This is a genomic window from Candidatus Limousia pullorum (assembly GCF_057405065.1).
The window spans coordinates 774,745-787,508 of the sequence record NZ_CM171614.1 but is presented as its reverse complement, the minus strand read 5'-3'; the positions used below and the strand labels follow the sequence as shown (position 1 = coordinate 787,508).

Annotated in this window: 3 protein-coding genes, 2 tRNA genes and 2 rRNA genes; all 7 read right to left on the bottom strand. The window is 44.9% G+C overall.

What is annotated here, in order from left to right:
- Positions 1–190 precede the first annotated feature (190 nt).
- On the bottom strand, positions 191–2,002 hold the full coding sequence (gene lepA / locus CGICJO_RS03485) for a translation elongation factor 4 (RefSeq protein ID WP_087378549.1): 1,812 nt from the start codon (positions 2,000–2,002) through the stop codon (positions 191–193).
- 353 nt (positions 2,003–2,355) lie between these two features.
- Positions 2,356–3,684, bottom strand: a complete 1,329-nt coding sequence (locus CGICJO_RS03480) for a 2-hydroxyglutaryl-CoA dehydratase (RefSeq protein WP_486499652.1) — start codon at positions 3,682–3,684, stop codon at positions 2,356–2,358.
- Positions 3,685–3,712: 28 nt separating this feature from the next.
- Positions 3,713–6,622, bottom strand: coding sequence for an acyl-CoA dehydratase activase-related protein (locus tag CGICJO_RS03475; protein ID WP_486499651.1), 2,910 nt, complete (start codon positions 6,620–6,622; stop codon positions 3,713–3,715).
- A 771-nt stretch (positions 6,623–7,393) separates the two neighbouring features.
- A 23S ribosomal RNA gene (locus CGICJO_RS03470) occupies positions 7,394–10,223 on the bottom strand.
- Positions 10,224–10,407: 184 nt separating this feature from the next.
- A tRNA-Ile gene (locus CGICJO_RS03465) sits at positions 10,408–10,484 on the bottom strand.
- A 33-nt stretch (positions 10,485–10,517) separates the two neighbouring features.
- Positions 10,518–10,593: transfer RNA gene (locus CGICJO_RS03460), tRNA-Ala, on the bottom strand.
- Positions 10,594–10,716: 123 nt separating this feature from the next.
- Positions 10,717–12,246, bottom strand: a 16S ribosomal RNA gene (locus CGICJO_RS03455).
- The 16S and 23S rRNA genes sit together here with 2 tRNA genes alongside, the layout of an rRNA operon.
- Positions 12,247–12,764 lie beyond the last annotated feature (518 nt).

The following is a 12,764-nucleotide window of genomic DNA, read 5'->3' as shown; positions in this document are numbered from 1 at the left end:
ATTTTTAAATTCAATTCACATGTAATCTTACATGTGAGCGAGCCATTCCAAAGGAAACAGCGGAAGGTTTCGCCCGACCTGTGATGATGCCAATTTTTTCGGTAAACCCATGCAGGTCGGATATAAAAAACTCGCCCGCCTTGTAACGATGTTTATTTTTAAATTAAACCTTTGCAAGGCGGATATAAAATCAATCTGTATCAAGCTTGAGGACTGCCATAAATGCGTCTTGCGGAACTTCAACTGTTCCAAGCTGGCGCATACGCTTTTTACCCTCTTTCTGCTTTTCAAGAAGCTTCTTCTTTCGGGTAATATCGCCGCCGTAGCACTTGGCAAGAACGTCTTTTCTAAGTGCCTTTACTGTTTCACGGGCAATAATCTTTCCGCCGATACATGCCTGAATCGGAATTTCAAAAAGCTGACGTGGGATTTTCTCCTTGAGCTTTTCCGCCATCTTTCTTGCTCTTGAATATGCTTTATCCGCATGGATAATAAAGGAAAGTGCGTCAACCACTTCTCCGTTGAGCATTATATCGAGCTTTACCAGCTTGCTTTCCATATAATCCTTCAATTCATAGTCGAAAGAAGCGTAACCCCTTGTGCGGGATTTAAGCGTATCAAAAAAGTCGTAAATAATCTCAGCCAAAGGAAGCTCGTAATGAATATCAACACGGTCTGAGTCGATATATGTCATATCCTTGAAAATTCCTCGTCTGTCCTGACAAAGCTCCATAATATTTCCAACATATTCCGTAGGTGAATAGATATGGGCGTTGGTCATAGGCTCTTCGGCTTTCATAACCAATGAGGGGTCGGGATAGTTTGTGGGGTTGTCTATCATTTCAACAGTTCCGTCGGTTTTTGTTATTCTGTAAATAACGCTCGGAGCTGTTGTGATAAGGTCAAGATTGTATTCTCTTTCCAGTCTTTCCTGGATTATCTCCATGTGGAGAAGTCCCAAAAATCCGCATCTGAAACCAAATCCCAAAGCAACGGAAGTTTCCGGCTCAAAGGTCAGGGATGCGTCGTTTAATTTCAATTTATCAAGAGCGTCTCTCAAATCCCCGTACTTTGCGCCGTCGGCAGGATAAATACCGCAGAACACCATTGACTGGGCTTCACGGTAACCGGGCAAAGGCTCCGGTGCAGGGTTTGAGGTCAATGTAACTGTATCGCCAACCTTTGCATCCTGCAAGGATTTAATTGAAGCGGCAATATAGCCTACCTCGCCGGCATAAAGTCCGTCTGTAGGGTCAAGGGTTGTGGCACGCATAAAGCCGCACTCCACCACATTGAACACTGAGCCTGTAGCCATAAGCTTAAACTCATCGCCCGGGTGAATCTGTCCCTCTTTAATTCTAACATATATAATAACGCCCTTATAGCTGTCGTAGTAGCTGTCGAAAATCAAAGCACGCAAAGGAGCGTTTATATCTCCTGTAGGAGCCGGAACGTCTGAAACGATTTTTTCCATAACGTCGTGAATGTTTATTCCTGCTTTTGCGGAAATTCTCGGTGCATCCTCAGCCGGAATACCGATAACATCCTCGATTTCCTTTATAACCTTATCCGGGTCGGCGCTTGGCAGGTCTATTTTATTTACAACGGGAACAATCTCAAGTCCGCTGTCAACTGCAAGATAAGTGTTAGCCAAAGTCTGCGCCTCAATTCCCTGAGAAGCGTCAACAACCAACACTGCGCCCTCGCAGGCTGCCAATGAACGGGAAACCTCGTAGTTAAAGTCAACGTGTCCCGGAGTGTCTATAAGGTTAAAAAGATAGTCGTTTCCGTCGTCTGCATTATAGACAAGTGTAACCGCATGGGCTTTTATGGTAATTCCTCTTTCCCTTTCCAGTTCCATATCATCAAGAATCTGGTCCTCCATTTCACGGAGAGAAACAGACTTTGTCTGCTCCAAAATTCTATCCGCAAGGGTTGATTTACCGTGGTCTATATGCGCTATAATACTGAAATTTCTAATTCTATCCTGCTGAAATCCCATACCATTCCTCCTATTTTTTATATCCGACGGGGAAAGGTTAAGCTTGAAATTAGCTCACGTTTTCCGTCGGGCGAATCTTTTATATCCGACCTGCATGGGTTTACCGAAAAAATTGGCATCATCACAGGTCGGGCGAAACCTTCCGCTGTTTCCTTTGGAATGGCTCGCTCTCATTATACTTTTAATTATTCATTCTTAATTATTCATTTTAATAATTTTAATTATACCTTTGTCTCGACGCATAGATAAATTTAATCATCAAAACAAAACTCTTCCACGTCGGACAGAAAAATGACGGGTCTATTATACCATAAACCCGTTCATTTTAAAATATTTTTTTATTTTATATTCAATTATACTTTTGATTTTTCCTTTGGCTTTGCCTTTAAAACAGGGCCCGGGGCTTTTTTGCCTGTGGATTTTTCAAGCTCTTCCTTTGCAACAGCCAGCATAAGCTTAATTCTGTTTTCCTGGTTTACTCTCGGTGCGCCCGGGTCATAGTCGATTGCAACGATGTTTGCCTTTTCGTTTATGCTCTTTATCTTTCTTATCATGCCCTTGCCGTTTATATGGTTAGGCAGACATCCGAAAGGCTGGGTACATACGATATTTTCATATCCGGTTTCAGCAAGCTCCAGCATTTCCGCTGTCAAAAGCCAGCCTTCGCCCATCTTGCTTCCGTAACCGATAACGTCCTTAACAAGCTCCTTTGTGTGCTTGTATCTTGACGGCGGTAAAAATCCGTATTTAGCGGTACTTTCAACCATGTAGCCTTCCATTTCCTCAAGGTAATCCATAAGCATTTTTACAACGCTGTATTTGATTTTGCTTCCGCCGTAAAGCTTTATATCCTCAAGACGGTTATCAACCTTAAAGAGCGCAAAGCCCATAATTCCCGGCAGACAAACCTCGCAGCCCATATCATAGAGGAATTTCTCAAGGTCGTTGTTTCCAAGTCTTGCGTACTTAACGTAAATTTCCCCTACAACGCCTACCTTGATTTTCGGAACCTTATTGATTTTTACCTTTGAAAAATCAGATGCAATCTCATCAAGGTTTTTAGAAATCTCTTTTCTTCTGTAGCCGTCGCCCTTAGCAAACTGCTTTGTCAAAATATCCGTCCATTTCTGAACCAAAGCTGCGCTGTCGCCCTTGTTTACCTCGTAGGGTTTTACCTGATTGTCAAGGAGCATAAGCACGTCGCCGTAAACAAGTCCCGCTACAATTCTTCTTATCATCGGAAGAGTTATTGAAAATCCCTCGTTTTTCTCAAGACCTGAAAGGTTAAGAGAAATTACAGGAACCTGCTCAAGACCTGCTTTTTTAAGAGCTTTTCTAAGAAGATGTATGTAGTTTGAAGCTCTGCATCCGCCGCCTGTCTGAGTAATCATAAGGGCGGTTTTATTAACATCGTATTTTCCGCTCTGCAAAGCGTGGATAAACTGTCCGATTACCAGCAAAGCCGGATAACATGTGTCGTTGTGAACATATTTAAGTCCTGTCTGAGCTATTTCAGGGCCGTCTGTGTCCAGAAGCACACATTTATATCCGTAATGGATAAACACGTTTTTGATTATATTAAAATGAATCGGCGCCATCATGGGAATGAGGATGGTGTATTCCGACTTCATTTCCTTTGTAAAAATAAGACGGCCGGTTTTATCATATTTAAGTTCTGCCATATATCCTTTCTCCTCCCACAACTTATTATTACTCTCTGCCTATAGCGGCAAGCAGACTTCTAAGTCTTATCTTAACTGCGCCAAGGTTTGTAATCTCGTCTATTTTAATCTGGGTATAAATCTTGCCTGCCTCCTCGAGGATTTCTCTTACCTCGTCGGTTGTGATAGCGTCAACACCGCATCCGAAGGATACAAGCTGTACCAAGTCCATATCCTTTCTTGTTCCCACATATTTTGCGGCGGCATACATTCTTGAATGATATGTCCACTGGTTCAAAACTGTGGTCGGGAATTTCTCAACACGGCAGGAAACCACGTCCTCACTTATAATTGCACAGCCAAAGCCTGCAATAAGCTTATCTATACCGTGGTTTATCTCAGGGTCAACGTGATAAGGTCTGCCTGCAAGGACAATAATATGTCTGTTTTCCTTTTCGGCAATCTCGATTATCTCTTCGCCCTTTGCTCTTACCTTTTTAAGGTAATTGTCGTACTCCTCGTAGGCGGCTTCAGCGGCTTTCTTTACTTCTTTCAAAGAAATTCCGTTGAAGTGCTTGCAGAGTGCCTCATAAGCCTTTTTATAGAAATCTTTCTTTCTGTGTATTCCCAGATAATCGTTGATAAAGGTTATCTTTTTAACATCCTTCATGTTGTTTTTGATAACCTCAGGGTAATAGGCAACAACAGGGCAGTTGTAATGGTTATCTCCCAGTCCCTCGTCCACATTGTAGGAAAGACATGGGTAGAAAATAGTGTCACAGCCGTTGTTGATAAGCCACTGAACATGACCGTGCATAAGCTTTGCCGGGAAACATACCGTATCTGATGGGATGGTCTGCTGTCCTAAGGCGTAAATCTCACGGGATGAATAAGGTGAATGAACAACCTCAAATCCCAAAGTTGTGAAGAATTTATGCCAGAATGGAAGAAGTTCGTATATGTTAAGTCCCATTGGCAAGCCTATTTTTCCTCTATAACCGCTTACAGGCTGATACTCACCTAAAAGCTTCAGTTTGTATTCATAAATATTCAGGCTCTGACTTGGTTTTTTCTTTGTAATAGGTCTTTCGCAGCGGTTGCCGCCGATAAACTTTCTGCCGTCTGCAAATTTATTGACAGTAAGGCGGCAGTTGTTCTGACAAAGACCGCAGTTTATAACTGAAATCTCATGGACGAAGTTTTTAAGTCCCTCCTGAGAAATTATAGAGCTTTTTTCAACGCCTTTCTTTTTGCTCTTCTCCATTGCGTAAAGAGCTGCGCCGTATGCACCCATAAGTCCTGAGATAGAGGGGCGCACAACGTCAACCTTCATTTCCTGCTCAAAAGCACGAAGCACTGCGTCGTTGAGGAAGGTTCCTCCCTGAACAACAACACGTCTGCCCAGCTCGTCAGGGCCTGAAGCTCTTATTACCTTATAAAGTGCGTTTTTAACAACGCTCAAAGAAAGTCCGGCTGAGATATCCTCAATAGTTGCGCCGTCCTTCTGCGCCTGCTTAACTGAGGAGTTCATAAACACGGTGCAGCGTGAACCCAGGTCAACAGGGTGTTTTGCAAAAAGTCCCAGCTTTGAAAATTCCTCAATGGAATATCCCAAAGCGTTGGCAAAGGTCTGCAAGAAGCTTCCGCAGCCTGAGGAACATGCCTCGTTAAGGAAAATATTGTCTATTGCGCCGTTGTGTACCTTAAAGCATTTGATATCCTGTCCGCCGATATCAATAACGAACTGAACGTCAGGCATAAAGGAGCGTGCGGCGGTAAAGTGGGCAACGGTTTCAACAATGCCGTAATCCACGTTAAATGCATTCTTTATAATCTCTTCGCCGTATCCTGTAACAGCTGCGCCTGCTATATTTATATCAGGGTTAATCTCGTAAAGGCTCTCCAAAAAGCTCTTTATAATAGGAACAGGGTTACCGCTGTTTCCAAGGTAACAGGAGTGGAGAAGCTCCATATCCTCGCCCAAAACAACAGCCTTAACTGTTGTTGAACCTGCGTCCATACCTATATATGTCTTTTTCTTATAGCCTTTAAGCTCGCCACGCTTTACATCAGCCTTGTTGTGACGGGCAATAAAGTCGTCATATTCCTTTTGGTTTGCAAACAAAGGAGGGTTAAAAGCAAAGTTTCCGCTTCCTCTGTAGACCTTAATCTGATTTATAAGTCCGTCAAAATCAATAGCCTTATCAGCACAGAGAGCCGCACCGCAGGCTACATAATAAAGTGAATTTTCAGGACATGTGCCCTTTGTATTCAAAACCATGTCAAATCTGGCTCTAAGTCTTGACATAAAGGTCAGCGGGCCGCCGAGATATACCACATTGCCGGTGATTTCACGTCCCTGAGCCAAGCCTGCAACAGTCTGGTTTACAACTGCGCAGAAAATACTCTCTGCAATATCGCTTTTTCTTGCGCCCTGATTGAGAAGTGGCTGTATATCTGTCTTTGCAAAAACGCCGCAGCGTGAGGCTATTGTATATGTTTTCTCATGCTGTGCTGCAAGTCCGTTTAATTCCTCCAGGGGCACGTTCAAAAGTGTTGCCATCTGGTCAATAAATGCGCCTGTACCGCCGGCACAGGTACCGTTCATGCGGACTTCCATTCCGCCCTCAAGGAACAAAATTTTTGCGTCCTCGCCGCCCAGCTCAATTATAACGTCTGTACCGGGCAAAAATGTATTTGCGGCAACTCGTGTTGCGTAAACTTCCTGGATAAAATCCACGTCACAGCTCTGGGCAATTCCCATACCTGCGCTTCCTGAAATAGCAAAAAGAGCGTTTTCAACTCCAGGTACTGCCGCTTTGACATTTTCCAAAATTTCAGAAATCTTTTGTGTTATTTTAGAAAGATGCCTCTCGTAAACACTGTAAATGATTTTATTATCGTCATCAAGCACTACACACTTAACGGTGGTGGAACCTACATCCAATCCTAATCTCACATTATCACTCCAAACATAACACAACAAAATAAAAACAATTACTTAATTCTCTCATTTGTACCATTTTAACACGAATTTTAAAATACTGCAATGCACAAAAACCTCAAAATGTGCCAAATTCCACACCTTAAAACATTTTCATAGACTTATACAAAACTGTAAAATACTATGTGGAAAAATACAATAATAATAGCAATAGGAATAATGAAAAAAGGGAATAATATGTAATCTATATGAAAACTTTTTTTAAATTAACAAAACATAAAGAAAAAACAATCCTCATGCCCAATTTATAGTTACATAAAAGAAAAATAAAAAGATAAAAATCAGCACAAATTAAAGATTTAATCTTTGTCGCAGGGCTTATATATAATTGTATACTATATAAAATAAAAACAACTGTAGTTAAGACAATAACCACAGCTGTAAAATTATAATTTAAAATCAAAGCCTATATCATTTCAAATCTAATTGTTTAAAATATAAAAATAAAAAACAAACCCAACCGAGAGCGAGCCATTCCAAAGACTAAACAGAAGGTCTCGCCCGCCTTGAAACGATGACTATTTCTAAGTCGAAGTCTTGCAAGGCGGATATAAAAAAAGCGGATATAAAATAAAGGTCTCGCCCGACGGAAAACGGGAGCTAATTTCAAAATAAGCCTTACCCCGTCGGACAAAAAAATAACACCATCTAAGAAGATGGTGTATGTAAAAGGGTTTAACACCCTGAAAACTGAATAAAGAGTACACAGACAAATCCAAAGGACTTATGGTCAAGCCCTCGACCTATTAGTACTGCCAAGCTGAATGCCTCACGGCACTTACACACGCAGCCTATCAACCTCGTAGTCTACAAGGGGTCTTACCCGATTTCTCGGTGGGATATCTAATCTTGGAGCCGGCTTCACGCTTAGATGCTTTCAGCGTTTATCCGTTCCGTACATAGCTGCCCAGCTGTGCCACTGGCGTGACAACTGGTGCACCAGAGGTACGTCCATCCCGGTCCTCTCGTACTAAGGACAGAGCTCCTCAAATATCCTGCGCCCACGACAGATAGGGACCGAACTGTCTCGCGACGTTCTGAACCCAGCTCGCGTACCACTTTAATCGGCGAACAGCCGAACCCTTGGGACCGAATTCAGCCCCAGGATGTGATGAGCCGACATCGAGGTGCCAAACCTCCCCGTCGATGTGGACTCTTGGGGGAGATCAGCCTGTTATCCCCAGGGTAGCTTTTATCCGTTGAGCGACGGCATTTCCATTCACATACCGCCGGATCACTAACTCCAACTTTCGTTACTGCTCGGACCGTCATCCTCGCAGTTAGGCTAGCTTACGCGTTTACACTCTAGGGCACGGTTTCCGTCCGTGCTGAGCTAACCTTTGAGCGCCTCCGTTACCTTTTCGGAGGCGACCGCCCCAGTCAAACTGCCCGCCTGACAATGTCCCCCGACCGGTTTCACGGCCGCAGGTTAGAATTCCAGCAATCTAAGAGTGGTATCCCAACGGCGACTCCGCAAAGGCTGGCGCCTCTGTTTCCTAGTCTCCCACCTATCCTGTACATAGATTACCGAAACCCAATATCAAGCTGCAGTAAAGCTCCATGGGGTCTTTCCGTCTTGTCGCAGGTAACCGGCATCTTCACCGGTACTACAATTTCGCCGGGCGGGTAGTTGAGACAGTGCCCAGATCGTTACACCATTCGTGCGGGTCGGAACTTACCCGACAAGGAATTTCGCTACCTTAGGACCGTTATAGTTACGGCCGCCGTTTACCGGGGCTTCAATTCAGAGCTTGCACTCCTCCTCTTAACCTTCCGGCACCGGGCAGGTGTCAGCCCCTATACTTCATCTTTCGATTTGGCAGAGACCTGTGTTTTTGCTAAACAGTCGCCTGGGCCTATTCACTGCGGCTCAGCTTTCACTGAGCACTCCTTTTCCCTAAGTTACGGAGTCAATTTGCCGAGTTCCTTAACTACCCTTCTCCCGTTGGCCTTAGAATTCTCTTCCTGTCTACCTGTGTCGGTTTGCGGTACGGGCACCGGCTCTATACACAAAGCTTTTCTCGCCCTCGTCCACATATACTTCGGACTATTGTCCTCCCTTACGCCTCGGAATACCAACTCCGGGGTTATACGCTTTCAAGGTGTCCCTTTGCTTAAATTGCAGGTGGTTACGGAATATCAACCGTATGTGCATCGACTACGCCTTTCGGCCTCGCCTTAGCTCCCGACTTACTTGGAGCGGACGAACCTTCCTCCAAAAACCTCAGACTTTCGGCCAATATGATTCTCACATATTTCTCGCTACTCATTCCGGCATTCTCACTTCTGTAAAGTCCACCGCCGCTTTCGCTGCGACTTCACCCCTTACAGAACGCTCTCCTACCAAGTCTTAACGACTTCCCAAGCTTCGGTGTGTAGTTTAGCCCCGTTAAATTTTCGGCGCAGAGTCACTCGACCAGTGAGCTATTACGCACTCTTTTAATGAGTGGCTGCTTCTAAGCCAACATCCTGGTTGTCTATGCAACTCCACATCCTTTTCCACTTAACTACTCTTTGGGACCTTAGCTGTGGGTCTGGGCTGTTTCCCTTTTGACAATGAAACTTATCTCCCACTGTCTGACTCCTGAAAAACGATTATTCGGCATTCTTAGTTTGTTAAGGTTCAGTAACCTCTCGGCCCCTAGCCAATACAGTGCTTTACCTCCGATAATCTATTTCAAGGCTAGCCCTAAAGCTATTTCGGAGAGAACCAGCTATCTCCGGGTTCGATTGGAATTTCTCCGCTACCCACACCTCATCCGCTACCATTTCAACGGGAGTCGGTTCGGTCCTCCATGGAGTTTTACCTCCACTTCAACCTGGACATGGGTAGGTCACCCGGTTTCGGGTCGTGTACAACTGACTTCATGCGCCCTTTTCAGACTCGCTCTCGCTACGGCTCCTCACCTTAAGTGATTAACCTCGCCAGTTACACACACTCGCCGGACCATTCTACAAAAGGTACCCGATCGCACGTTGATGTGCTTTCGGTGCTTGTAAACACAAGGTTTCAGGTTCTTTTTCACTCCCCTCCCGGGGTTCTTTTCACCTTTCCTTCACAGTACTATTCGCTATCGGTCACCAAGTAGTATTTAGGCTTGGAGGATGGTCCCCCCGTCTTCCCACCGGGTTTCACGTGTCCGGCGGTACTCTGGATTCAGCTAGCCTCCTCAACTTTTCGCATACAGGATTCTCACCTTCTCTGATTGGCCTTCCCATGCCATTCTGCTAAGTCTTAGAGTACACGTTGCTGTCCGAACCCCGATTGTATTTCTACATTCGGTTTGGCCTCTTCCGCGTTCGCTCGCCACTACTTACGGAATCTCTGTTGATTTCTCTTCCTCGCCCTACTTAGATGTTTCAGTTCAGGCGGTTCCCTTCGTATGCCTATTTTATTCAACATACGATGACCGAACTACTTCGGCCGGATTGCTCCATTCGGAAATCCACGGGTATAGCGCCTACTTACGGCTCACCGTGGCTTATCGCAGTTTGTCACGTCCTTCATCGGCTCTTGGTGCCAAGGCATTCCCCTTGTGCTCTTTGTAGCTTGACCATATGTGTTCTCTTTGGTTTGTTTTTTCTCGCTTGCAGTAAATAAGCTCTTTTGCTTACTTACCCTCTCGCTTCCAGCTTTATTGTAGTTTATATACCTTACGCTTAACTCTTGTTAAACCTGTTTGATATTTAAACTTTTCTCGCTTTATCTGCTTATCTTTATTCAGTTTTCAAGGTGCTTTTGGTGGGCTTAAGTGGACTCGAACCACCGACCTCACGCTTATCAGGCGTGCGCTCTAACCGGCTGAGCTATAAGCCCATGTCACGGCTTGTTCTTTTTCACTCAAGCCTTTGGTGGAGATAAGCGGGATCGAACCGCTGACCCCCTGCTTGCAAAGCAGGTGCTCTCCCAGCTGAGCTATACCCCCATATCTCTTTCAGGGTTATTCCTTTTTGAGACCCTGAAAATTAAACAACGAATAAGTCGAACTTTCGTAATGCCTGACCTTGGATGTTAGAACTTTATCTTTCAAAAGCTCATGTCTCCATAGAAAGGAGGTGATCCAGCCGCACCTTCCGATACGGCTACCTTGTTACGACTTCACCCCAGTCGCCAATCCTACCTTCGGCAGCGTCCTCCTTGCGGTTAGACTACTGACTTCGGGTATTACCGGCTCCCATGGTGTGACGGGCGGTGTGTACAAGGCCCGGGAACGTATTCACCGCGGCATGCTGATCCGCGATTACTAGCAATTCCGACTTCATACAGGCGAGTTGCAGCCTGCAATCTGAACTGGGACCATTTTTAGGGGTTTGCTCTGCATCGCTGCTTTGCTTCCCTCTGTTGATGGCCATTGTAGTACGTGTGTAGCCCAGGTCATAAGGGGCATGATGATTTGACGTCGTCCCCACCTTCCTCCGTTTTGTCAACGGCAGTCCTATTAGAGTGCTCTTGCGTAGCAACTAATAGCAAGGGTTGCGCTCGTTGCGGGACTTAACCCAACATCTCACGACACGAGCTGACGACAACCATGCACCACCTGTCTCAACTTTCCCCGAAGGGCACCTAATGTATCTCTACCTCGTTAGTTGGATGTCAAGACCTGGTAAGGTTCTTCGCGTTGCTTCGAATTAAACCACATACTCCACTGCTTGTGCGGGCCCCCGTCAATTCCTTTGAGTTTCAACCTTGCGGCCGTACTCCCCAGGTGGATTACTTATTGTGTTAACTGCGGCACGGAGGGGGTCAGACCCCCCACACCTAGTAATCATCGTTTACGGCGTGGACTACCAGGGTATCTAATCCTGTTTGCTACCCACGCTTTCGTGCCTCAGCGTCAGTTAAAGCCCAGCAGGCCGCCTTCGCCACTGGTGTTCCTCCCTATCTCTACGCATTTCACCGCTACACAGGGAATTCCGCCTGCCTCTACTTCACTCAAGCAAAACAGTTTCAAATGCAGTTCGTGGGTTAAGCCCACGGATTTCACATCTGACTTGCTCTGCCGCCTACGCACCCTTTACACCCAGTAAATCCGGACAACGCTTGCTCCCTACGTATTACCGCGGCTGCTGGCACGTAGTTAGCCGGAGCTTATTCATTAAGTACCGTCACTTCTTCGTCCTTAATAAAAGAACTTTACAATCCGAAGACCTTCATCGTTCACGCGGCGTTGCTGCGTCAGGGTTGCCCCCATTGCGCAATATCCCCCACTGCTGCCTCCCGTAGGAGTCTGGGCCGTGTCTCAGTCCCAATGTGGCCGTTCAACCTCTCAGTCCGGCTACCGATCGTCGCTTTGGTGGGCCGTTACCCCGCCAACTGGCTAATCGGACGCGAGTCCATCTTCAAGCGATAAAATCTTTGATACGGTTGCCATGCGACATCCGTATGTTATGCGGTATTAGCGTTCTTTTCAGAACGTTATTCCCCTCTTGAAGGCAGGTTACTCACGCGTTACTCACCCGTCCGCCACTAAACTTACCAAAATCCACCCGAAGGCTTCATTTAATAAGTTCCGTTCGACTTGCATGTGTTAGGCACGCCGCCAGCGTTCGTCCTGAGCCAGGATCAAACTCTCTAAAATTTGTATCTCAACATCTTTCGATGTTCAAATCAATTTCAGAGCTTGATGCTCATTTTCGATACACTAACGTATCCGTGATTTTTAGTGTTTTCTCACTTTGTAATTGTTTGAGTATTTACTCAAAGTCATTACGGGTTCTTACTATATTTCGTTGTTTAATTTTCAAGGTCCTGTTCGCTCGTTTTTCCCATTCCTATCAGCTTTTTTGCCTCTCAGCGTTTCGCTGTTTTCGTGTCGTCCCGAGCGGAACAGTTGCTATTATATAGCATTACACCCCTTTTGTCAACACTTTTTTTGAATTTTTTTTGATTTTTTTTCGGTTTGACACATTTAATATTAGATTTCAGCTTATCTCTATGTTTTTATACACTTTTCACCCAATTTTCACCTATTTTCACCTGTTTTTCCCTTTATTCTATGTTTTCAGCTTCTAAATAAATTTGAGATTTCAAAAAAATATTTTTTCTTTTCAAAAATTTTTTTAATTTTTTTTAAAAAACTCTTTTACATTTATCCGC

What these genes read in the sequence shown, in the direction of transcription:
- lepA (WP_087378549.1), bottom strand. Translation starts at nt 2,002, where the DNA reads ATGGGATTTCAGCAGGATAGAATTAGAAATTTCAGTATTATAGCGCAT.
- CGICJO_RS03480 (WP_486499652.1), bottom strand. Translation starts at nt 3,684, where the DNA reads ATGGCAGAACTTAAATATGATAAAACCGGCCGTCTTATTTTTACAAAG.